Annotated in this window: 24 protein-coding genes; 10 read left to right on the top strand and 14 right to left on the bottom strand. The window is 63.6% G+C overall.

Annotation, left to right across the window (positions count from 1 at the left end; genetic code table 11):
- Positions 1–360 precede the first annotated feature (360 nt).
- A complete protein-coding gene (locus K6I40_RS21725) occupies positions 361–729 on the bottom strand; it encodes a hypothetical protein (protein ID WP_222916521.1) in 369 nt (122 codons plus the stop codon).
- Between the two features lie 208 nt (positions 730–937).
- Here K6I40_RS21725 and K6I40_RS21720 point away from each other — a divergent pair, with 208 nt between their 5' ends.
- The 5 genes from K6I40_RS21720 to K6I40_RS21700 all read left to right on the top strand — a co-directional run bounded on the left by K6I40_RS21720 (position 938) and on the right by K6I40_RS21700 (position 5,312).
- The gene (locus tag K6I40_RS21720) at positions 938–2,512 is read left to right on the top strand and encodes a carboxypeptidase M32 (protein WP_222916518.1); all 1,575 of its coding nucleotides are present in this window, start codon (positions 938–940) and stop codon (positions 2,510–2,512) included.
- 90 nt (positions 2,513–2,602) lie between these two features.
- On the top strand, positions 2,603–3,346 hold the full coding sequence (locus K6I40_RS21715) for an SDR family oxidoreductase (RefSeq protein WP_222920429.1): 744 nt from the start codon (positions 2,603–2,605) through the stop codon (positions 3,344–3,346).
- A gap of 89 nt (positions 3,347–3,435) precedes the next feature.
- Positions 3,436–3,999, top strand: coding sequence for a hypothetical protein (locus K6I40_RS21710; RefSeq protein ID WP_222916511.1), 564 nt, complete (start codon positions 3,436–3,438; stop codon positions 3,997–3,999).
- A 125-nt stretch (positions 4,000–4,124) separates the two neighbouring features.
- A complete protein-coding gene (gene truA / locus K6I40_RS21705; RefSeq protein WP_222920428.1) occupies positions 4,125–4,988 on the top strand; it encodes a tRNA pseudouridine(38-40) synthase TruA in 864 nt (287 codons plus the stop codon).
- Positions 4,989–5,075: 87 nt separating this feature from the next.
- Positions 5,076–5,312: a hypothetical protein gene (locus K6I40_RS21700; protein ID WP_222916507.1), complete on the top strand. Its 237-nt coding sequence runs from the start codon at positions 5,076–5,078 to the stop codon at positions 5,310–5,312.
- Between the two features lie 19 nt (positions 5,313–5,331).
- Here K6I40_RS21700 and K6I40_RS21695 read toward each other — a convergent pair whose 3' ends face one another.
- On the bottom strand, positions 5,332–6,801 hold the full coding sequence (locus K6I40_RS21695; RefSeq protein WP_222916505.1) for a M28 family metallopeptidase: 1,470 nt from the start codon (positions 6,799–6,801) through the stop codon (positions 5,332–5,334).
- A gap of 124 nt (positions 6,802–6,925) precedes the next feature.
- On the opposite strand from K6I40_RS21695, the gene pepF reads away from it, so the two are divergent.
- Together pepF and K6I40_RS21685 are read left to right on the top strand one after the other, a co-directional pair.
- Positions 6,926–8,728 (top strand): oligoendopeptidase F, encoded by a 1,803-nt coding sequence (gene pepF, locus K6I40_RS21690; protein WP_222916502.1) that lies wholly within the window; start codon positions 6,926–6,928, stop codon positions 8,726–8,728.
- 164 nt (positions 8,729–8,892) lie between these two features.
- Positions 8,893–10,125 carry a proteasome-activating nucleotidase gene (locus tag K6I40_RS21685; protein WP_222916492.1) on the top strand — a complete coding sequence of 411 codons (1,233 nt, stop codon included), beginning with the start codon at positions 8,893–8,895 and terminating at the stop codon, positions 10,123–10,125.
- Between the two features lie 56 nt (positions 10,126–10,181).
- On the opposite strand, the gene K6I40_RS21680 is transcribed toward K6I40_RS21685, so the two are convergent.
- On the bottom strand, positions 10,182–11,402 hold the full coding sequence (locus K6I40_RS21680; RefSeq protein ID WP_222916488.1) for a PQQ-binding-like beta-propeller repeat protein: 1,221 nt from the start codon (positions 11,400–11,402) through the stop codon (positions 10,182–10,184).
- Between the two features lie 143 nt (positions 11,403–11,545).
- Between K6I40_RS21680 and K6I40_RS21675 the strand changes: the two genes are divergently transcribed.
- A complete protein-coding gene (locus tag K6I40_RS21675; RefSeq protein WP_222916485.1) occupies positions 11,546–12,031 on the top strand; it encodes a pyruvoyl-dependent arginine decarboxylase in 486 nt (161 codons plus the stop codon).
- Positions 12,032–12,085: 54 nt separating this feature from the next.
- On the top strand, positions 12,086–12,484 hold the full coding sequence (locus K6I40_RS21670) for a DUF5811 family protein (protein ID WP_222916482.1): 399 nt from the start codon (positions 12,086–12,088) through the stop codon (positions 12,482–12,484).
- Between the two features lie 87 nt (positions 12,485–12,571).
- Here K6I40_RS21670 and K6I40_RS21665 read toward each other — a convergent pair whose 3' ends face one another.
- The 3 genes from K6I40_RS21665 to K6I40_RS21655 all read right to left on the bottom strand — a co-directional run bounded on the left by K6I40_RS21665 (position 12,572) and on the right by K6I40_RS21655 (position 14,113).
- Positions 12,572–12,994 (bottom strand): DUF6276 family protein, encoded by a 423-nt coding sequence (locus K6I40_RS21665; RefSeq protein WP_222916479.1) that lies wholly within the window; start codon positions 12,992–12,994, stop codon positions 12,572–12,574.
- 57 nt (positions 12,995–13,051) lie between these two features.
- Positions 13,052–13,798 (bottom strand): V-type ATP synthase subunit D, encoded by a 747-nt coding sequence (locus tag K6I40_RS21660; protein ID WP_222916476.1) that lies wholly within the window; start codon positions 13,796–13,798, stop codon positions 13,052–13,054.
- A gap of 111 nt (positions 13,799–13,909) precedes the next feature.
- On the bottom strand, positions 13,910–14,113 hold the full coding sequence (locus K6I40_RS21655; RefSeq protein ID WP_222916473.1) for a zinc ribbon domain-containing protein: 204 nt from the start codon (positions 14,111–14,113) through the stop codon (positions 13,910–13,912).
- A 64-nt stretch (positions 14,114–14,177) separates the two neighbouring features.
- Between K6I40_RS21655 and K6I40_RS21650 the strand changes: the two genes are divergently transcribed.
- Positions 14,178–14,480, top strand: a complete 303-nt coding sequence (locus K6I40_RS21650; protein ID WP_222916469.1) for a hypothetical protein — start codon at positions 14,178–14,180, stop codon at positions 14,478–14,480.
- A gap of 42 nt (positions 14,481–14,522) precedes the next feature.
- Here the strand turns inward: K6I40_RS21650 and K6I40_RS21645 are convergent, their stop codons facing one another.
- From K6I40_RS21645 to K6I40_RS21610, 8 genes are all read right to left on the bottom strand, one after another.
- A complete protein-coding gene (locus tag K6I40_RS21645; protein WP_222916467.1) occupies positions 14,523–14,735 on the bottom strand; it encodes a hypothetical protein in 213 nt (70 codons plus the stop codon).
- A 186-nt stretch (positions 14,736–14,921) separates the two neighbouring features.
- Complete coding sequence (locus K6I40_RS21640) at positions 14,922–16,535, bottom strand: long-chain-fatty-acid--CoA ligase (RefSeq protein ID WP_222916463.1); 1,614 nt, start codon at positions 16,533–16,535, stop codon at positions 14,922–14,924.
- A gap of 546 nt (positions 16,536–17,081) precedes the next feature.
- Entirely contained in the window at positions 17,082–18,491 is a 1,410-nt protein-coding gene (locus tag K6I40_RS21635; RefSeq protein WP_222916460.1) for an ATP synthase subunit B, read from the bottom strand.
- A 2-nt stretch (positions 18,492–18,493) separates the two neighbouring features.
- Positions 18,494–20,257: an ATP synthase subunit A gene (locus tag K6I40_RS21630; protein ID WP_222916457.1), complete on the bottom strand. Its 1,764-nt coding sequence runs from the start codon at positions 20,255–20,257 to the stop codon at positions 18,494–18,496.
- 3 nt (positions 20,258–20,260) lie between these two features.
- Positions 20,261–20,593, bottom strand: coding sequence for a V-type ATP synthase subunit F (locus tag K6I40_RS21625; protein WP_222916455.1), 333 nt, complete (start codon positions 20,591–20,593; stop codon positions 20,261–20,263).
- Positions 20,590–21,642: a V-type ATP synthase subunit C gene (locus K6I40_RS21620; protein WP_222916452.1), complete on the bottom strand. Its 1,053-nt coding sequence runs from the start codon at positions 21,640–21,642 to the stop codon at positions 20,590–20,592. The genes K6I40_RS21625 and K6I40_RS21620 overlap by 4 nt, the downstream gene beginning before the upstream one ends.
- A gap of 118 nt (positions 21,643–21,760) precedes the next feature.
- On the bottom strand, positions 21,761–22,342 hold the full coding sequence (locus tag K6I40_RS21615; protein ID WP_222916444.1) for a V-type ATP synthase subunit E: 582 nt from the start codon (positions 22,340–22,342) through the stop codon (positions 21,761–21,763).
- A 20-nt stretch (positions 22,343–22,362) separates the two neighbouring features.
- Positions 22,363–22,623, bottom strand: coding sequence for a hypothetical protein (locus tag K6I40_RS21610; RefSeq protein ID WP_006180305.1), 261 nt, complete (start codon positions 22,621–22,623; stop codon positions 22,363–22,365).
- Between the last annotated feature and the right edge of the window lie 8 nt (positions 22,624–22,631).

Here is a 22,631-nt window from a genome sequence, read left to right as displayed (position 1 = left end):
GAGCTGACTGACGGGCCGTCGATGCGAGTTACTACATAACACATATTTATTCCGCCATGTAACGTCGTGTATATCGAACCAATAGGACCGACAGAAGGACATCCTCCTCATGCTTTTTGCCGTTCAGAGTACCCCCTCTGACGGAACTAGTTTCGGGTGAGACGCTGGTGCCGCTGTTTTTCGTCGCGATACTCGTCACGGTCGCAGTGATGATCAGGGAGGCCGGCCGACGTTTCGCTGAGCACTCTGGACGGTAACTGCGACCCGTCCATCACTGAAGCGTGTGCGACCTGCCGGTCACGGAAGCGGACTGTCGGCGCGCAAGCCTGTCGTGTCCGCCCGGCCTTCGGCATTCGATCCTCAGACGCCCGGAACGCCGACCGCCTCGAAGCCGGTGATGCCGAGCACCGCAAGGACGTACAGCGCGATCAGGACGGTGACCCACGCGACGAGTCCGATCATCGCCGCGGCGGTCCAGTCGCCGGGATACCGCCAATTGATGACCCCGACGTACGCGATCAGGGCCAGCAGGGGTCCAACGAGTGGAATCCAGCCAACGACGAAGCCGACGATCGCCCAGACGATCGCTCCGATCAGCGCGGTGACGATGGCATGATCGTAGTCTCCGCGGCCGACGATGACTCGAGCGCCCGCGTAGATACCGAGGGCACCGATCAGTAGGCTCACGACGAACACGACGGCTGACGCAATTGGTGATGCGAGGGCCATAGCGATCCGACTTACGTCAGATCGGCGGAACAGTCCGGTGCTTGCAAGTTCTATCTCACTCTCATCGGCTCGTGATTGGGGCAGTACGGTCGCTCACGGTGCCTTTAATACCGGGTATTGATAGTCACAGTAGCCGACATCCAACCGGTCAGTCTCGAGATGCCCGGAACCCCGACGTTGATACTGCTTCCGAGCGAACGGTACGTCTATGGCGACCGATCAGGCCCAGAGCGACGCGAGCGAGGCCGACACGTACGATCAGTTCGAAGAGCGAGTGCGGCGCATCTCGAACGTCGGGAACGCTGCCGGCATCCTGCAGTGGGATCAGGAGGTCGTGATGCCCGACGAGGGCACCCCGGCCCGCGCCCAGCAACTCTCGACGCTGTCCTCGATCAGTCACGAACTTCTGACTGCCGACGAGACCGGCGAGCTGCTCGCGGACCTTGAAGGCGAGACGACTGCGTCGTCTCGAGAAGACGGTGAAACCGCGAGCACCGATCTCGACGAGGAAGAAACCGCCGTCGTCCGCGAAACCCGCCGCCAGTACGACCGCGAGACGAGCGTCCCGCAGGACCTCGTCGAGGAAATTTCGGCGACGGCGTCAAACGCCCATCCGAAGTGGAAGCAGGCCAGAGCGGAGGACGACTTCGACCACTTCGCGCCGACCCTCGAGAAACTGGTCGACCTCAAGCGAGAGTACGCGAACCACATCGATCCCGACGCCGACCCATACGCCGTTCTCTTCGCGGACTACGAGCCCTACATCGACCTCGAGACCGCGGAACGAGTCCTCGAGCGGCTACGTGAGAACCTCGTCCCTCTGATCGACGCGATCGACGACAGTGACGCCGAGCTCACAACGGACGCCTTCGCAGGTCAGTTCGACGATGACGATCAGGAGGCCCTCGCGCGCGATGTGCTCGACTCACTTGGCTACGACTGGGATCGAGGCCGCCTCGATACCGCGCCGCACCCGTTCTCTTCGGGGACGCAGTTCGACGCCCGCGTGACCACCCGCTTCGAGGAGGATGACCTTCTGGGGTCGATCACCTCCACGATCCACGAGTTCGGTCACGCGAACTACACCCTCGGACTCCCGGACGAGGGGTACGGCACGCCGCTCGGCGAGGCCCGCGATCTCTCGGTCCATGAGTCTCAGTCTCGCCTCTGGGAAAACCACGTCGGCCGATCCCGGCCCTTCTGGGAGCACTTCCTGCCGATCGCCCGCGAGCGCTTTCCCGAACTCGAGGACGTTACGCCCGACGAGGCCTACGAGTCTGCCAACCAGGTCTACGACGACAATCTCATCCGCGTCGAGGCGGACGAACTCACCTACCACCTCCACATCGTCATCCGATTCGAGATCGAACGCGATCTGATCCGGGGCGACCTCGAGGTTTCCGAGGTGCCCGAGGTCTGGAACGACAAGTACGAGGAGTACCTGGGCGTGCGTCCCGAAACGGATGCTGAGGGCTGCCTGCAGGACATTCACTGGTCCCACGGAGACTTCGGCTACTTCTCGACGTACTCGTTGGGCTCGGTACTCGCAGCGCAGTTGTACACCGCGGCGGACGCCGATCTCGGCGAATTCGACGATCAGATTCGCGAGGGAGAGTTCGATGAACTCAACGGCTGGCTCCGCGAGAATATTCACCAGCACGGCAAGCGCTACGTCACGCCCGACCTGATCGAGAACGCGACCGGTGAGGGGCTGACCGCGGACTACTTCCTTGAGTACGTCGAGTCGAAGTACGGCGACCTGTACGACCTGGACGGCTACTGACCGCGCGGTTCGTGTGATCGTCGTCGATCACCGATCCGGCGGTTCTGCGACCCTCGTTTTTACGATCGATGCTCGCGTACTCGTGGCATGATGTCAGACACGCTCGAGCAGGGAACGGCGATCGTCACGGGCGCGAGTTCGGGAATCGGCGCGGCGACGTGTCGCGAACTCGCGGCCGAGGGAGCGAACGTCGTCCTCGCGGCCCGCAGCGAGGACCGACTGACGAGCGTCGCGGACGACCTCGAGGCGACCCACGACGTCGAGACGCTGGTCGTCCCGACGAACGTCCGCGAGGAGGACGACGTCGACGCGCTCATCGACGAGACCGTCGCGGCGTTCGGCGGCATCGACGTCCTGGTGAACAACGCGGGACTGTCCCGGGGCAGCAAGGTCGAATCGCTGTCGACCGAGGAGTACGAGACGATCCAGGAGACCAACGTCGACGGCGTCTTCTACGCGTCGCGGGCGGCGATACCCCACGTCTGCGAGAGCGAGGGCCACCTGATCTTCGTCGCCAGCTTCGCCGGCCGACATCCGCGGCCCGCCAACCCGGTCTACGCGGCCTCGAAGTGGTGGGTCCGGGGCTTCGCCAAGAGTCTCGCGGCCCAGATCGGCGACGCCGACGTGGGGGTCACGATTATCAACCCCGCCGAGGTCCGTTCGGAGTTTGAGACCCCCGATGGCGAGACCTTCGCCGAGCGGTTCGACGAGGACGAGGCCAGCGCCCCTCAGGAGGTTGCCGAAGCGATTCGATTCGCCGCGTCTCAGGACCACTCGAGCGTGAGCGAACTCGATATCAACCGTCGGGGCAAGTTCGCCGACACCTTCCACTGACGAGAGCGGCGACGGCCACCGCAATCACCTAAAACGGGGCTGTGATTGCCGGGTGTGTATTCACCCGTTCCCGGCCCCCTCCCTCGAGTATGCGAGTATCGATTCCACGCGTTCCGGGCGTCTACTTCGACACCGACGCGGAACCGCTGGCGATCAACGTCGCGCTGACCGCCGCGGGTCGGCGAGCGCCGAAACCGCAGGGCTACGCCATCCAGGCCCTGCCGTACCTCTGGTCGTTCGACGTCGACCTCCAAGAGGTGCCCACCGATCATCCGATCCAGTACCTCCATCCGGAGGGGGCACGGAGCCTGGGCGATCTCTCCCGCCAGCGCGGCGTCCGCGAGGCCGGGACCGAACTCGAGTCGGTGTTGCGGTTCGTCTGGTCGGTCAATCAGGAAGTGGAGTCGGCGACGGGGCAGTTGCTTGGGGTGTCCTCTGACGACGACGGCGTCACCATCGAGGTCCACGAGGGTGCCGTCAGCGCCGACGGATCGACGCTCGAGACTGACGAGTTCGATATTGACGAGGGCGGGGCGACGGAGTCCGACCGCACCGAGATCGACATCGACGAGGGCGGAGCAAACGAATCCGACGAATTCGGGTTCGACGAGACAGGTCCCGACGACGAGTTCGACTCCGACGACGAGTTCTGAATTACATCGAGATCGATGCCGCCGGCCACTCAGTGAGTGAATTCTGCCGTTCGATCAGTCGGATCGGTGGCCGTCGAGACAGCGAACGGTATAACACCCTGGCCCCGCTGGATCGACTCGAGACCATGGCTCCCCGCGCGTTTCGGATCGCCTACGACGGCACTGACTACTACGGCTTCCAGCGCCAGCCCCAGCCCGACATCCCCACCGTCGAGGACGCGATCTTCGACGCCCTCCGCGCGCTTGAGGTCCTCGCCCCCGACGCCGACAAGCCCGCGGGCTACGCGGCCGCCGGCCGCACTGACGCCGGCGTCTCCGCACTGGCTCAGACGATCGCGCTCGAGGCACCCGATTGGCTCGCACCCCGGGCGGTGAACGCCGAACTTCCCGCCGATGTACGGGCGTGGGCGGCCGCAGACGCGCCCGAGGGGTTCCACGCGACCCATCACGCGAGCCGCCGGGCATACACCTATCACCTGTACGCGCCACCCGCCGATGAAGCGATGTCCGGTTCGGACGCCGATCAGACCGCGCCCGCCGTCGACGACGAGCGGTTCCGCGCCGCCTGCGAGACGCTGTCGGGCACCCACGATGTCCACAACCTGACGCCGGACGGTCGCAACACGGAGCGCTCGCTGACGCTCGAGGCCGACCGCGATGGCGACTACCTCGTCGTCACCGTCAGCGCGGGCGGCTTCGCTCGGGAACTCGTCCGCCGACTCGTCTCGCTCGCCCGCGCGATCGGTGCCGGCGAGTCTCCGCTCGCGAAGATCGATCGCGTCCTCGAGTCCGAGCCGTTGCCCGGTCATAAGGGAATCGCGCCTGCCCCGCCGGAGCCGCTCGTGCTGACCGACGTGGTCTACCCCGATCTTGCCTTCGAGATCGACGCGGACGCAGCCGAGAGCGCTCGAGCCGTGTTCGACCGCCGCCGCGTCGACCGACGGACTGGGGCGCGGGTCGCCGGACAGCTGGCCGACGGGATGCGCTGATCGGGGAGCCGGGCCGACTCGAGCCGAAACCGTCGCCGCCCGAGCTGCGTACGAGCGTTTTTCACGCCCGAAGACACACGTCGGCGCATGGAACTGTCACCGGAAGAGTACGGTGCCTACTGGCGCGCATCGATCCGCGTCGCTGCGGGGCTGCTCGTGATCTTCTTCGGACTCCGTCTCACGTCGCCGCTCCGGTCCTACCCCGAGGTCGGTGCGTCTGCGCTCGGCATCGTCTTGCTCGTCTTGCTCGTGGTCGTCGGCACGTTCGTCGCGATGCTCGGCGTCGCTCGTGTCGTTCGGACAGCGGTCGACGTTGAGACCTGAAACTCGCCGATATCCCTGCTCACAACCACGCGTCGGGCCACATCTCCGCGGCACGCATTCCCGACTCGTACTCCTGTGCCTGCAACTGTTCGCGAAGCTCACGCTCGTCGATCCGCGGCACGTCTCGTCTCGTGAGTTCGCGGACGAGCAGCGCAGTCAGGACAGCGTGGTCCCGGAGATTCCGCGGGTCGGCCTTGTCTCGCGTGTCCGCCGCCGTATGCCCCCAGCCGCGGCCGCGCTCGCTGCCCTCGAGCGGTTCGCTGTGGAGTTGCAGCGCCGGCACGCCCGCCCGCAGGAACGGCCAGTGGTCGCTGAACGGGTGTGGATCCGGCTCGTGGACGACCGGCTGGCCGAAGGCGTCAGTCACGTCGTCCGCGAGTTCCGCGAGCGACTCGGAGCCGTGTGACAGTGCCCGCAGGTTCCGGAACCGCCCCGCGCCGTCGACGTTGACGACTGCCCGAATCGACTCGAGGGGCAGATCGTCAGCGAGCGCCTCGGCACCGAGCAGCCCGATCTCCTCGCAGCCGACGCCAGCGATCCGGACCGGACACTCGAGGTCGTCCTCGATCGCCGCGAGGACCGATGTCGCGCCGGCAACGGTCGCGATTCCACAGCCGTTGTCGAGCGCACCCTCGCCGATGTCGTGGGCATCGTAGTGAGCGAGGACGAGCACCTCGTCGTCAGTCTCTCGCGAACTCCGTCCGCTCGACTGTCCCGAGGCGCTACGCGCCTCGCCACCGAGTCTGCCGTGGACGTTCTGACTCGAGCCATCCCACGTGGTGGCGTCGACGCGGAGTCGAGCGCGCGCGCCGCCATCGGCGTAGTCCGTGAGCCAGTCGTGCGTTTCGGCGCTGACGCCGACCCCCGGAACGGCGGCCTCGGCGTCGAACTTCAGGGCACCCGTCGGCGGTAACTGTCCAGGGACGTGGTTGCCGAAGACGAACGCCTCTGCCCCCGCCGCTGCGGCGTGGCCGAACTTCTCCATCCGGTGGACGAACCGCTTGCCCGGCGGCGTTGTCGTACTCGCGACGGCGATCCCGCCCTGCAAGGCCGCATCGTCGATCTCCTCGGGGGTGCCGTAGCCGATGTCGACCAGCGGCCCCTCGACATCGTTAGCCGGCGAATACGGCAGTGCAATCGCCTCGAACGACCGATCGATTCGATCGGTGGCCACCGCGTCGCCGCCCGCTCGGGCTCCCGTTTCCGTCTCGCCCTCGAGGACTGCGAATTCGGTCGTGCCACGCTCCCAGCACCGCATGGGAAACTCGTCGATTCGAACGTCCTCGAGACCCGCATCGGAGAGGGTTTTGCGGACGATTTCGGCGGCTCGGCGCTCGCCACCCGAGCCGCCCATCCGATGGGGGAGTTCGGTCAGTCGGGTCAGCAGGTCCCACGGTCGATCGTCGGTCCACGCTCGGCCGATTGCGCGCTCGAGGGCCGGTGTCTGGTCCGAGTCGGCCGACCCCGTTTCTCGGTCGCCGTCGTCCATACCGTCCGTTCTCCGTCGAGCGGGAAAAGGGCAGGCCGGCGCAAGCGCTGTGCGTCGCTTCCGACGGTTGCCGTTCGTGAAGGGGTCCGACACGCTTTACCGCCACCGCTTCGAAGCCGTCCCCATGAGTTCCGTTCCCGAACGCTCCGAGGTCGACGAGGGATATACCTGGGACCTCGAGAGCATTTACGCGACCGATGACGACTGGGAGGCCGCCTACGAGGCGGTCGCCGAGCACGTTGATGACCTCGACACCTACGAGGGACAGGTTACCGACGACGCCAAAACCCTCCTCGAGATCCTCGAACTCCGCGACGAGATCATGCGCGAGGTCTCGATGGTCGCGGCCTACGCTCGAATGCGCCGCGACGAAGACACGACGAACCAGCAGTACCAGGCGTTGACGGCCCGATCGCAGTCGCTCGCGGCTGACGCCCAGTCCGCGGCCTCCTTCATCGACCCCGAACTGCAGGAGTTGACCCGCGAGGAGTTCGACGAGATGGTCGCGGAGGCACCTGCCCTCGAGACCTACGACCACTACGTCGACGACGTGCTCCGGATGAAACCCCATACGCGCTCAGCCGAAGTCGAGGAGCTACTCGCCGACCTGAGCGAGGTCACGGGCGCGACGGGCGAGGTATACAACATGCTCTCGAACGCGGACATGGCGTTCCCGACGGTCGAGACGCCCGAGGACGACGAGGAGGATGCGATCGAGATCACCCAGAGCAACTTCACGAACCTGCTCAAGCGTCCCAACCGCGACTTTCGCCAGCGCGTCTACGAATCCTACTTCGACGAGTGGGAGTCGGTCCGGAACACGGTCGCGGCCAGCTACAAGAACAGCGTCAAAGCCGACGTCAAGACCGCTCAGGCGCGCAACTACGACACCGCACGTGAAGCGGCCCTCGATGGCCCGAACGTCCCCGTCGACGTCTACGACACGCTCGTCGATACCGTCCACGACAATATCGACAAGCTCCACCACCACACGGAACTCAAGGAGCAGGCGCTTGGCGTCGACGAACTGCAGATGTGGGACGTCTACATGCCACTGACCGGTGACGAGGGTCCCGATCTCGAGTACGATCAGGCAACCGAATACGTCGTCGACGCGCTCGCACCCCTCGGCGAGGAGTACCAGTCTCGAGTCGCCGAGGGGCTGGACTCCCGCTGGGTCGACGTCTACGAGAACGAAGGGAAACAAGCCGGCGCGTACTCCGGCGGGACCTATGACACCCAGCCCTTCATCCTCCTGAACTACCAGCGGGACATCTCCTCGATGTACACGCTGGCTCACGAACTCGGCCACTCGATGCACTCTGAGCTCACGAAAGAGGAACAGCCCTTCATCTACTCGAACTACGAAATCTTCGTCGCCGAGGTCGCCAGCACCGTCAACGAGGCGCTGCTGACCAATCACCTCCTCGAGACCGTCGACGATCCTGAGTTCCGGAAACACGTCCTCAACGAGTTCCTCGAGCGCGTGCGCTCGACGCTGTACCGCCAGACCCTCTTCGCGGAGTTCGAACACGAGACCCACCGCCTCGAAGAAAACGGCGAACCGCTCACCGCCGACCGACTGGACGACCTCTACCGCGGGCTCAAGGAAGACTACTACGAGCCCGCCGCGATCGACGACCGCATCGCCCGCGAGTGGATGCGTATCCCCCACTTCTACCGGGCTTTCTATGTCTACCAGTACGCGACCGGCATCTCCGCCGCACTCGCCATCGTCGACGATGTCCTCGAGAACGGCCAGTCTGCCGCCGACGACTACCTCGAGTTCCTCCGCCACGGCTCCCGGGAGTACCCGCTCGAACTCCTGCGGATCGCCGGCGTCGACATGAGCTCCTCGGGGCCGATCGACCGCGCGCTCGAGACCTACGGCCAGCGCCTCGAGGAGTTCGAGTCGCTGCTTGACTGATCGAGCCCCCGATTGGTATCAAAATTTTACTAATTCTTCCGCGGACGCCGGTATCTGCTGCCCGCTCCCTGCAATCGCACAGTGTGCAGTAATACCATTCGGCAGAAATCCCTCCGGGACCCAAAGGCACATTTACCATCGAAATCCTATCGGCGTACAACAGGATGTCTCGAAGCCCGTCTATTCCCGACCGACCTCACCGCGATATCGACTCAGAGCTCCCCGATGACGAACGGCTCGAGGCGCTCCGTGGGCATTACGAGGATCTGGTCGACGTGAACGACCAGCTCTCCGACCAGCTCGACGACGCCGAGGACCGCCGCGAGCGACTCCGGGAGAAAGTCGATCGTGTCGAACGAGAAAACGAGACGCTCAAGAGTTCGTCGCTATACATCGCCACAGTCGAGGACGTCCTCGAGGACGAACAGGTCGTCGTCAAACAGCACGGCAACAATCAGGAAGTGCTGACCGACGTCTCCTCGCGTATCGTCGACCGCGTCGAGCCCGGCGACCGCGTCGCGGTCAACGACTCCTTCGCGATCCAGACGGTTCTGGACACCGAGACCGACGCGCGCGCCCAGTCGATGGAGATCACGGAGAAGCCGGAAGTCACCTACGCCGACATCGGCGGTATCGACGAGCAGGTCCGCGAAGTCCGCGAGGCCGTCGAGCAGCCGCTGACCGAGCCCGAAATCTTCAACGAGGTCGGCATCGACCCGCCGAGTGGCGTCCTCCTCTACGGACCGCCGGGGACGGGGAAGACGATGCTCGCCAAGGCTGTTGCCAACGAAACCAACGCTACCTTCATCAAGATGGCCGGCTCGGAACTCGTCCGCAAGTTCATCGGTGAGGGCTCGCGGCTCGTCCGCGACCTCTTCGAGATGGCCCGCGAGCGCCAGCCCGCCATCATCTTCATCGACGAGATCGACGCCATCGCGACTCGTCGAACGGAGTCCAAGACCTCCGGCGACGCCGAGGTCCAGCGGACCATGATGCAACTGCTCTCCGAGATGGACGGCTTCGAGGCCCGCGGTGAGATCCGTATCATCGCCGCTACCAACCGCTTCGACATGCTCGATCGGGCCATTCTACGCCCCGGACGGTTCGACCGCCTCATCGAAGTCCCCGAACCTGACCGCGACGGCCGCGAACAGATCCTCTCGATCCATACCCGCAATATGAACATCGCTGACGGCGTCGACTTCAGCTCGCTCGCCGACGACACCGACGGCTACTCCGGTGCCGACATCGAAAGCCTCGCCACCGAATCCGGCATGTTCGCCATCCGCAACGGCCGCGACGAAGTTACACATCAGGACTTCGCCAACGCCTTAGAGAAGATCGAAGAGGACGACTCGAGCGACGTCGTGTCCTCGGCCGGCTACTTCTACCAGTAGCGAGACGAGCGTCCGCTCGTCGAACCGTTCGTACGATTTCGAAACGCGCGAGTAGATTATGCTTCGACCGCGAACGAACGACGCAGTCGCGACGACCACGACCGTCGCTCGTTACTCCGTTTTCGAGATGGCGTGGACAGTGCCCTCGTTATCGCCGACGTAGACCGTCTCATTGATGATCGCGGGCGACGATTGCATTCCACCCGCCGCGTCCGCCTGCAGCTTCTCGCGGTGCTCGCCTGTGTCGGATCGACGGCGTGCAATCCGTCGTCGGACCCGAAGTAGACGCGATCGCCGGCGATGACCGGGCTCGTCACGGACAGGACCTGCTCGAGGTCAACCACCTGCCACTGCTCGCGTCCTGAGTGCGGATCGAACGCTCGAACCTCGCCCGTGTTCCAGGTCCCGACAACCAGTAGTTCGTCGTCGACGGCCGGTGACGGGTACAGCATTCCCAGTCCGTCGGTATTACTGCGCCACTGTTCCGTCCCGGTTTCCCGATCGAGCGCGTGGACGATACCGCTCTGTGTCCCGACGTACACGGTGCCGTCGCGAACGGTCGGCGCTGCGACGACGCCTCCGCTCGCGTCGAACCGCCAGTGTTCAGTGCTGTCATCGACATCCAGCGCGAGCACGCGGCTATTCGTCGAGCCGGCGTAGACGGTTCCGTCGACGATCGCCGGCGGCCCGAAGAGTTCGCTACCGACGTCGACCGACCACCGCTCCCGACCGGTCTCGGCCTCGAGAGCGATCAGTGCCGCTCCCTCGTCGCTGCCGACGAAGACGGTCCCGTCGGCAGACGCGATCGAACGAGACCCGTGTGCGGTCGAAAAGGTCCACTCCGTGTCACCCGTCTCCGCGTCCAGCGCGAGCACCGTCCGGTCGCCGCTGTCGTTCAGGTACACACGCTCGTCGTCGAGTGCCGGCGCTGCGAGGGGGTCTTTCCCACCGGTGAACCGCTTCCACAGCACTTCTCCGGTGTGCTCGTCGAGGGAGGCCGTTTTCCCCGCGCCCCTGTCGTGGACGTACACCCGTCCGTCGACGACGATGGGCGTGGACCGTATCTCGCTGCCGATCTCGACCGACCAGCGCTGATCCGACGAGAGCGAAACCGGGTCGGACTGTGGACTCACGCCCGTCCGCGCCACGTCGTATCCGTCGGCGGGCCACTCGTCGGTTTGGACGAACGCCGGACCGGAGCTATCCGTCTTCGCGAGTGACGTGCATCCGGCCGTCAGAATGGGGACCGTTCCCTCTATATCCCCCCTTCGTTTCATTGGTTAGAGGAACGCAGATAAGGCGTATTAATCTGCTGAATGATACCGCTCGTTCACGATGACAATCGAGTGGAGCGATTCGCCAAGACGCGTCGCTGCTGGTGAATCGCAACGCCTTACGGCGCTCGTCCCCGAAGACGGATATGAGCACGATTCGAGTCGTCTGGGGCTCCGCGTCGGCACCCACGGCGATGGCCTCCTACGACGCCGCGCTCGCCGAGGCCGGCGTCGAGAACTACAACCTCGTCTCGGTTTCCTCCGTGATCCCGGCGGGCGTCGATGTCGAGGCCGTCGGCACCGCGCCCGATCTCGGCCCCGCCGGCGAGCGCCTGACAGTTGTCGAGGCTCGAGCGACCACTGCCGATCCCGGCCGCGTGAGCGCGGCGCTGGCGTGGGCACAGTCCGTCGACGACGGCCCGGGCCTATTCTACGAGACCGCGGGCGAGATGGACCGCGAGGACGTTGAACGCCGGGTCCGTGAGGGGCTGGCTGCGGGCCAGGAACTTCGCGACTGGCCGTTCGCCGACCCGCGAGTTGCCGTCGAGAGCCGGCAGGCCGATTCGGGAGCGCATACGACGGCGGTCGTACTCGCGGTCTACGGCGAGAGCGAACCGATCCTCTCGGAGTGACCCAAAGCGAACCCTTTTGAACCGGCGACCCATTGATACGGGTACACACTTCTCATGAACGGAAATACGCCGTACGCAGGGCTACCGGGCGAGACTGGTGCTGGGCAGCGTGCAGCGGCGGACGTTCCTGACCTCTCGAACACACAGAAACGATTGCTTCACCGCGACGTCTCGCGGATCGCCGCCCGCACGCGCGAGTTCCTCCCCAACGAATACGTCGTCGACGCTGACGTCTCGAACGGCATGACCGGCCCGGAAGTCACCGTCGCCGTCCGACCGCCGGTCGGCCACGCTGTCTCCGCCGGCTTCACCCCCGACCTCGAGGAGGCGGCGGCCGCCGAGGAGGTCATCACCGCCGACGAACGCGACGAAGTCGCTCGCGGGCTCGCGGCGAGTGCGGCCCTGCAGGTGAAACGGGCGATCAGCAACAACGTGCGGCCGACTGGGAAATAGCCGGGACGCCGTATTCGATTCTCGCGTTCGACTGCTGCGTGCCGTCGGTAACTAACTACAACTCGCTTTTTGACGTATCGTCGCAATTCAATAGAGCAACTGTTCGAGCTGATGGGTCCGCCGCTCAAGGTCGATCGCCGGCTCGACCGACGGATCGGCGCTGAGTCGTTCGAGCACCAGGAGCGGGTCTCCACCGGCCCTTTCGACCTCCCTGAGTAACAGTTCGATCGCAGTGCGATTCGTCGCGAGCGATGAGCACAGGCCGAGTGCCAGCGCGAGCGGGATCGCACGTTCGGGCTTGGTGGGGAACGCGTCGCTAACGCGTGAGAAATCGGGATCGGTGAGTGTCGTCGCCTCGTCAGTTCTGTCGTGGTCTGCCTGTGAGGCCGGCTCGAGGGTCAGACAGTGCGTACAGAACGAAACGACGGCGGCGGCCGACGGCGCGTCCGTGCGGTACGCCTCCGGAACGGAAAACGAAATCGCGGGCGAATCGCATTCGGAGCAGGCCATCGGGATCGAAGTCGTGGATGGATGTCCGGTCGATCGACGGCGAGGCAGTCAGCGCGCTTACTGGTTGGCCGCGGGCGACTGTGCGGCGGTATCCGGCTGAATGTCCTCGAGTTCCTCCTGTTTTGCTTCGGCTTCCTCGGCGTCGGCGGCTTCCTCGGCCTCTCGCTCTGCCTTTTCTTCGGCTTCCTTCTTCTCCTTGATCTTCTTCAGACGGAACGTCTCCTCGCGTTCCTGTTCCTCGAGTTTCTGCTCGATGTACTCCTGATTCTCGTAGAGTTCCGGCAGGAGCTTGAACTCAAGGGCGTTGACACGGCGCTTGGTAGTCTCGATCTCGCGGAGCATCTTCTTCATCGCCGTCTCGACTTCGGCGGCGAGGATGATGCTCTCCAAGAGGTCCTCGTAGGCCTCAGCGGCCTCGTCGATGCGGGCGGAGGTGCCCATGATCCCGTAGCCGCGCTGATCGAGGCTCTTGGAGACCCGGGAGGACTCGATTTGCGGGACGACGACGCCCATGATATTCTTTGATTCGGTGGTGATCTCGGGGTGTTCCTGCAGTGCCGATGCGGCACCGCGGACCGCGACGTCACCCTCCATCGCGCGGGCCATGTTGATCTTCTTCTGGGCGTCCTCGTAGTCCTCGGCGAGGTCGCCGCGGACGTCCTGGGCCTTGTCCAGGATGTCCATGAACTCCATGATCAGCCCGTCGCGTTTCTTCTCGAGCGTCCCGTGCCCCCGCTCGGAGAGCTCGATGCGATCCTCGATCGCCATCAAGTTCTTGCGGGTGGGCTTGACGTCGTTGGCCATCTTGTGGGAGGATAGCGGCCCCAGTCGGATAACTGTTTACAGTTTCCGCGCACCGTTCGCACTCGAGACGCGGGAAATCGGCGGCAGCGGGTCGCACTCAAGGAGGGATCTCTAGCCGAGGAACAAATCGATCATGTCGCCCGACGACTGCCCCTTGTAGAGTTCCGAGTAGCCACAGTTCGTACAGCTCACAACGTGGAAGCTCCGATTTTGGATGTCGAACATCTTCGAGAGCCCGCTCCCGGTCGTCGAAATCTCGTCGATCTCAGTCTCCGTGTGGTCGCACTTCGGACAGCCGCGATCGTCGTCTCTCATAGTCGACCCTATCCTGTCAATTCACAAACTCTTTGTGCTCGGCTCCTCGAGTAACGGACGAGCTATGTCTATCGTTCTCGGCCTCTTCCTTCTGGCTTCGCTCGCGATTCCGCTCGTCCTCTGGCTGGCGATCAGTCAGGAAACCTCGGACCCGACCGTGGTCGATCGGGCGGAAGCGGAACGGATCGCGAAAGAACGCGGCGGCCACGATCCGACCCGCTCGGCTGACGGGCCGAACCGTTCCGTCGCCACCGACGATACCACGGCCGCCGGATGGGACGATCACCGCGAGAACGACCAGCAAACTGATCGGACGGCGGGAATCGATCAGGATGATCACGACGAGTGGGGCAATCGGCGGACGTAGCCAGGATTTCTCACCGAGACCGTCGCTATACGTCGACGGCACTCAGTCCGCCACCATGACGGCCTCCAGTTCGATCACCCGGTCTGGAACAGTAGATCTACAGCTCCTCGGGAAACACCGCGCGGCGTCGACATCCGTTTCGTCGTCGCCGTGACCGATGATGTACGTCTGAACGCCGCTCTCACCGGTAAAATCGCTCAGACAGCCCGCGACCGAGAGCGTCCCCGCAGTCGCGCACTCGTAAGCACCGATCATCGTGTCGTCCCTGTCGGATCGGACATACCTGAGCAAGCCGACAAAACACACTACTCTGCCACTATGTTCAGAACAGTAACCTATATGGCATCTCGGAGCGGCTCCGATCGGTCCGTGGCACTCTCGAGCAGTCACAACGGACGAACCGTCCGTCGCTCGTTTCGGCGATCCGGCCGATCGGCGTCCCTATCCCTGTCCGACCATCCGCTCTTCGTCGCCCCACTCCTCCTGCCGGAGTTCGTACTTCTGGACCTTTCCCGTCGCGGTCGTCGGCAACTTATCGACGAACTCGACCCGATGGACGGCCTTGTAGCCCGCGAGGGTCTCGCGAGTGAAGGCCTCGAGATCATCCTCGGTCACGCCCGGCTCGTCGGGGTCGCCGCTGGCCGGAACGACGAATGCCTTCGGCGTCTCGCCCCACTCATCGCTCGGGGACGGAATCACCGCCACGTCCGATACCTCGGGGTGGTCGAAGAGGGTGTCCTCGAGTTCGATGCTCGAGATGTTCTCGCCGCCGGAGATGATGATGTCCTTTTTCCGGTCCTGAATCGCGATCATGCCGTTCTCGTCGATCGTCGCGAGGTCACCGGTGTGGTAGTAGCCCTCGACGCGGTCAGTGAACGCTTCTTCGGTCGCCTCGGGCTTCTCCCAGTACTTCTCCATGATCTGGTTGCCTCGGACGACGATCTCGCCGAGCGTCTCGTCATCGCGGGGGACATCGTTTCCGTCCTCGTCGACAACGCGAATTTCGGTCCCGAGATAGGCCAGCCCCTGTCGTTTCTTGATCCGGAATCGGTCGTCGCTGCCGTCCTCGAAGTGTCGGCGAGCATCGGAGGTCGTGATCAGCGGCCCCGTCTCGGTCGCCCCGTAAACGTGTTTCAGGTACCAGCCGAACTCGTCCTCGACGGTCCTAATGGTGGCTTCCGGCGGCGCGCTGCCGGCGGTCGCGAGCCGAACCGCTGCATCGCCAGTCGTCTCTGGCTCGTTCTCTTCGTAGTAATCAACGAGCATATTCAGGACCGTTGGCGCACCGCACATGTAGGAAACGTCCTCCGAACGCACGGCCTCGAAGATATCCCCGGCGTCGACCCCGCGCGTACAGACGTGTTTCGCGCCAATCCCCGTCACTGCGAAGATATGGCCCCAGCCGTTGGCGTGGAACATCGGCAGCGTCCACAGGTAGACGTCGTCGTCGGTGATCTCTTGATGGGCGACCAGCAGGTAGGCGTGGATCGTCTCGCAGCGATGCGTGCGACAGACGCCCTTCGGCTCCCCCGTCGTCCCCGAGGTGTAGTTGATCGTGATGATCTCGTCTTCCGCCATCTCGGGCCGGTCGTACTCCGTGCCCGCGTCCTCGAGTACCTGATCAAACTCTTCCCACTCGCCTTCGACAGCATCCGCGTCGTTCGTGATGAACGTCTCCGTCGGCACCTCGTCACGGACCGCCTCGATCCGCTCAGCGAAGTCGTAATCGGCGTAGATCGCGTCGACACCGGCGTCCGACAGGATGTACTCGAAGTCGTCGGGCGTGAGCCGATAGTTCAGCGGCGTGTGAACAGCGCCGATTTGCATGATTCCGTAGGCTGCCTCGAGGTGATAGTGCGTGTTCGGGTCGAGGACGGCCACCCGGTCGCCCTTCTCGATCCCTCGCTCCTGTAGTGCCGCCGCGAAGCGATCGGCGCGCTCGCCGAGTTCGTCGTACGTGAACCGTTCCCCCGTGGTGGCGACCACCGCCTCGTCGTCACCGTAATGCCGTCGTGCCCGGTCTACAAACTCCGGAACGAGCAGTGGTTTGTGCATACATACCAGGATTCATTGGCGGAGCATACGGTTGTTTCGATTTGTTGCATTTACTGATAGTTCCTCGAGTTGTACCCCTTTACTCCATGGCCAGCTAAGCTGTTCACCATCGCCGACCGATAACAACCACAATAAGCACGAGGACGACTCCGGCGAGACCGTATACGAACGATGAGAAATAGCTGTCTGTTAGCCAGACCATCACTCCTGACACACCACCGATACCCAGTATATTTAGAACGGTTATAATACGCTCATCTGTGTGGGTTTCAATATATGATGATAAAATAAATCGTATATATGCAACATGAGTCCACAGAGAACACCGATACAAAGAGCGGCTGCTGGGTCAGAATTACTAATAGATGGTGTATTTCTTACATATTTGTTTTCGTCTTTGGACAGTATTAAATTCAATAACTATTAAATATTTATAACTCATTTACTCGTTCACTGTTCCGAGTTGGCTGGCGCTCGAGGTGTCGACGAGTCAGAAGAGACCACCTGAACGAACAGCAAAAACTGAATGTGGGCGATCCGCGACGGTCAGTCGGCCTGTACGGCTTCGGCCGTTTCGTCTTCGTGGTAGTGCTCTTCGATGAGCTCCTCGTCGATACGGTTGAGCTCCGTCTTCGGCAGATCCGAGAGCAGTTCCCAGCCGAGATCAAGCGTGTCGTCGATCGAACGGTTGGTGTCGTACCCCTGCTGGACGAACTCTTCCTCGAAACGGTCTGCGAAGTCGAGGAACTTGTTGTCCCGCTCGGAGAGCGCTTCGCGACCGACGATGTTCACGAGGTCGCGCAGGTCTTCACCCTCCGCGTACGCGGCGTACATCTGGTCGGAGACGTCGCCGTGATCTTCGCGGGTCAGGCCCTCGCCGATCCCGTCGTCCATCAGCCGCGACAGGCTGGGCAGGACGTTGACCGGCGGCTCGATCCCCTGACTGTTGAGGTCCCGATCCATCATGATCTGACCCTCGGTAATGTACCCGGTCAGGTCCGGAATCGGGTGCGTCTCGTCGTCGCCGGGCATCGTGAGGATCGGAATCTGTGTGACCGATCCTTCCTTGCCCTCGATTCGACCCGCACGCTCGTAGAGCTGTGCCAGGTCAGTGTACATGTATCCGGGATACCCACGGCGACCCGGGACCTCCTCACGTGCGGCACCGATCTCGCGCAGTGCCTCACAGTAGTTGGTCATGTCCGTCAGGATGACCAGCACGTGGTAATCCTTCTCGAAGGCCAGGTACTCGGCCGTGGTCAGCGCGAGTCGCGGCGTGACCTGCCGCTCGACTGCGGGGTCGTCCGCGAGGTTCATGAAGACGACCGAGCGCTCGAGCGCGCCGGTGCGCTCGAAGTCGTCCATGAACTCGTTGGCCTCCTCGGCGGTGATCCCCATTGCGCCGAAGATGACGGCGAACTCGGATCCATCGCCCTCTTCGTCTTCCTCCGGCACCGTCGCTTGACGGGCGATCTGCAGTGCGAGTTCGTTGTGGGGCAGCCCCGAGCCAGAGAAGATCGGCAGCTTCTGGCCTCGGACCAGCGTGTTCATGCCGTCGATGGCAGAGACGCCGGTCTGGATGAACTCCTCGGGGTACTCCCGGGAGTAGGGGTTGATCGCTTTCCCGACGATGTCTTGCCGTTCGTCGGGGACGATTTCCGGGCCACCGTCAATCGGGTTCCCGGAGCCGTCGAGCACCCGCCCGAGCAGATCCTCGGTGACGGGCATCTTCATCGTCTCGCCCAGGAAGCGAACGGAGGCGTTGCGGTCGATTCCGCCCGTCCCTTCGAACACCTGGATCGAGACGATCCCTTCGCTCGATTCCAGCACCTGGCCGCGCAGCGTTCGCCCGTCCTCAGTCTCGATCTCGACGATCTCGTCGTAGCCGACCGGTTCGTCGACCTCGGCGAACACCAGCGGACCGCTGATTTCCGTGATAGTCTGGTACTCTTTCATTGTTAGTACAGTGCGCGCAGTTGGTCTGCGAGGTCGCTCTCAATCCCGTCGATGAACTCCTCCCACTCCTCGGCCGTACCCATCCGGTTGAGCTGCGGCGCAGCGTCGACGTCCGTGATCTCCTCGATGGGAACGCCGGCTTCCAGCGCCTCGAAGGCCTCATCGTTGAACGTCTTGATCGCACCGAGCATTCGGTAGGTCTTCTCGGGTTCGCAGTATGTGTCGACGTCGTGGAGCGCGTTCTGCTGGAGCCAGGCCTCACGGATGTAACGTGCGACTTCCATCGTGAGCTGCTGGTCCTCCGGCAGTGCATCCTTCCCGACAAGCTGAACGATCTCCTGCAGTTCGTCCTCCTCATCGAGTACGTCCACCGCCCACTGGCGGGTGTCCGCCCAGTCGCCGGCGACGTTGCTCTCCCACCACGGGTCGAGCTGGTCCTTGTACAGCGAGTACGACTCGTTCCAGTTGATCGAGGGGAAGTGCCGACGCTCCGCGAGGTCGGCGTCCAGTGCCCAGAACGTCTTGACGATACGCAGCGTGTTCTGAGTGACCGGCTCGGAGAAGTCGCCGCCCGGCGGCGAGACCGCCCCGACGACAGAAATCGATCCTTCGCCGCCGTTCATCAGCTGGAACTTGCCGGCGCGCTCGTAGAACTCCGAGAGCGCAGCCGCCAGATACGCGGGGTAACCCTCTTCGCCGGGCATCTCCTCGAGTCGGCTCGAAATCTCCCGCATGGCCTCTGCCCACCGCGAGGTGGAGTCGGCCATCAGTGCGACGTCGTAGCCCATGTCGCGGTAGTACTCTGCGATCGTGATTCCCGTATAGATACAGGATTCACGCGCCGCGACAGGCATGTTCGACGTGTTGGCGATGAGGCAGGTCCGGGCCATCAGCGGATTCCCGGTCTGTGGGTCCGGCAGTTCCGGGAAGTCCTCGATGACCTCGGTCATCTCATTGCCACGCTCACCACAGCCGATGTAGACGACGATGTCCGCGTCGGACCACTTGGCGAGTTGCTGCTGGGTGACGGTCTTCCCGGAACCGAAGGGGCCCGGAATCGCCGCCGTCCCACCTTTTGCGAGCGGGAACAGCCCGTCCTGGACGCGCTGTCCCGTCACGAGGGGCTCGGTCGGCGTCTCCTTGTCACCGGCGGGCCGGGCTTCGCGGACCGGCCACTCCTGGTGCATCTGGATCTCTTCGCCGTTGTCGAGTTCGACGACGGTCTCCTCGACCGTGAACTCGCCGTCCCCGACGGTGGTGACTTCGCCGCCCTCGTAGTCCGGCGGCACCATGACCTTGTGGTCGATGGTGACGGTCTCCTCGACGATCCCGACGATGTCGCCGGGTTCGACGGTATCGCCCGTTTCGACCTCTGGGGAGAACTCCCACTTCTTCTCGAGGTCGATCCCGGGGGCGTCGACCCCGCGGTCGAGGAACGCGGTCCCCATCTTGTCCTCGAGGACGTCGAGGGGACGCTGGACGCCGTCATAGATGGAGTCCATCATGCCCGGCCCGAGGTCGACGCTCAGGGGCTCGCCCGTGTTCTGGACGGGTTCGCCCGGGCCGACGCCGGAGGTTTCCTCGTAGACCTGAATCGTGGTCAGGTTCCCTTCGATCTCGATGACCTCGCCCATTAGTCCTTCGTCGCCGACGTAGACGACGTCGTTCATTCGGGCGTCGAGGTCCGTGGCGGTCACGACGGGACCACTCACGCTTTCGATTATACCGTCTTCGTCGACGGATTCGATGTCTTCTGCCTGGCTCATAGTTTAGCTGTCTTCGTCCTCGTCCATCAGGTCGATACCGATCGCGCGTTTGATCTGGTCGCGCAGCCCGCCGCCACCGGTTCCGCTCCCGATCGTGACGACGACCGGCTCGACGCTCGTTTCGACCTCCTGGCGAACCGATCGCGACAGGTACTCGAGATCCTCGTCGTGCATGACGACGATCCCGACGCCCTCATCCTCGAGGGCCGCCGTCGCCGCGTCGTCCAGCCGCTCGTCTTTCTCGTCGTCCGGGACGTTCTCGAACCGACGGACGCCCGCGAGGCGGAAGCCGGTCGTAAACTCCGGACTGCCGACGACTGCGATTTCCTGGCTCATAGGATCACCAGCTCCTCTTCGATCTCGTTTTCGTCGAGTCCGACCTCGCGACCTCGCGCGATGGCGCGGATGTTCTCGACCTCGCGTTCCTTCGCGAGGATGTACGACAACACGGCCGAGACCGAGGCCGGGTAGATGCTCGAGAGCGTGTCCGCGTACTCGAGCAACGCAGCATCTAGTGCGTGCTCGAACTGGATAAGGCTGTCAGCATCGCGCAGCCGTCCCAGTGCACTCGAGAGTCGGTCGCCGTACCGCCTGCTATCGGCGATGTGATCGACGAGTGCGTCGTAGTCACCGACCAGTCGGTTGAGGTCCGACTCGTCGAACAGGACGCCGCCGTCGATGTAGTAGGTCGCGGGATCGAGGTCGGCACCGCTGCGTGCGAGTCGCAGTGCGTTCCGGGCGTTCCGGAAGTCGATCTCGGCCTCGAGGAACTCGACGTACTTCGCTTCCGGTCCCTCCTGCGGTCGGCCGAGGTCCGCGAGTAGGTTCTCGTAGAACTCTCGGTCGAGCGCGTTTTCGAGGGAAACGAGCGCACCGCTCTCCTCGAACTCCTCGTAGGCGACCGTCAGCGGCTCGTAGTAGCTCGTGCCGTACAGCACTTCGATTGCGTCCTCGATCTCGTCGGCCTCGAGCAGCCGGTCAATCGTCCGGTCGTCGAGTTCGCCGGCTCGGATGAGGTCAGTCTGGATGTCCTCGGGGTCGGTATCGGTGTAGATCCCGCGGATGATCGTCTTCAGGTTCCAGACATCGAACTTCCGCAGGTAGCGGGCGATCAGGTCGTAGAGCCGTCCCTTCGACCAGTCTAACAGATCGTCGAAGTGCTTCGCGAGGTTGCGGTTCAGCGCGTACTCGATCAAGTCGACGCCAGAGAACCGTGTTCCGAGCTCGTTGATCTCGCGTTCGTACTCCGTCTCTTCCATAAACCGCGCGATCTCGCTCGGCCCCATCCGGATCAGCTTGCGGTAGTCTTCGTCCGAGAACAGCGAAGCTCGGCGCGACCGAACGCGAGCGTTCACGTATTCCGGATTCGAGGCACCTGCGCTCACGCGAACCACCCCGCGTGGTGAGCCGAGCCCTGCGAGGCGATCCTCGTCGGACTCGTCCGACGTCGGTGAGTGTTTGCAGGGAGTAGCTCACGAGCCATGCAAGTGGGAACGACCGTGCTCATTGCTCGAAGAGTCGGTTGCTGATCTCCTGAAGGTTGTCTTCCCATACGTCCTCGAGCACCGAGTCGAACGTGTTATTGACCCGGACACGGGACTGCTCGCTCTCGACGACGACGCCGCCGAGACAGTCGAACTTGCCCGCGTACTCGTAGCCGTCGTAGTCGTCGAGGATCGACTCGAGCAGCTCCTGATCGTCGTCCCGACCGTAGATGGAGACATCGTCGTCCTCGTCGAACTCCTCGCTCGCCGCCTCAAGCAGGGTACGAGTGAGTTCCTCGCGGGTGTCACCCTCGAGGGATGCGAGTCCGTCCTCGACTGCCTCGCGGACCTCTCCGAGCACGTCACGACGGGCCTCCAATCGCTGCTGTTTCGCCTCCAGCTTCGCACTGGAGAGGCGCTGTTCGCGAAGCTGGTCGATCTCGCGCTCGACCTCGGCCTCCGCGTCGGCGAGGATCTCCTCGGCGTCGGCCTCCGCTGCCGATTCGATCTCCTCGGCGCGCGTCTCGCCCTCAGAGCGGATGTCCTCCGCACGCGCGTGGGCTTCTTCTCGAATGTCTTCTACGACTGTGTCCAAACTCATTGGTGAGAGAAGGGGTGTGGTTATCCGACGATGAAGACGACGACCAGCGCCAGGATCACGAGCGTCTCCGGAAGGACGGTCATGATCAGCCCTGGGACGAACATGTCGTCGTCCTCGGCGATTGCGCCGACGGCTGCTGCGCCGATACCACGTTCGGCGTATCCCGCTGCGAGCGCGGCGAGACCGACGGCGATTGCCGCGGCACCGGCGTCGTTGAGCGTGGGCGCTGCTTCGACTGCTGCGTCTCCGTTCTGAAGTGCGACGTCTGCGAGTTCAATCATTGTATTAG

This window comes from Natrinema sp. SYSU A 869, assembly GCF_019879105.1.
Classification (GTDB): domain Archaea; phylum Halobacteriota; class Halobacteria; order Halobacteriales; family Natrialbaceae; genus Natrinema.
The sequence above is the reverse complement of the archived record's forward strand: the minus strand, read 5'-3'. Positions and strand labels throughout refer to the sequence as shown.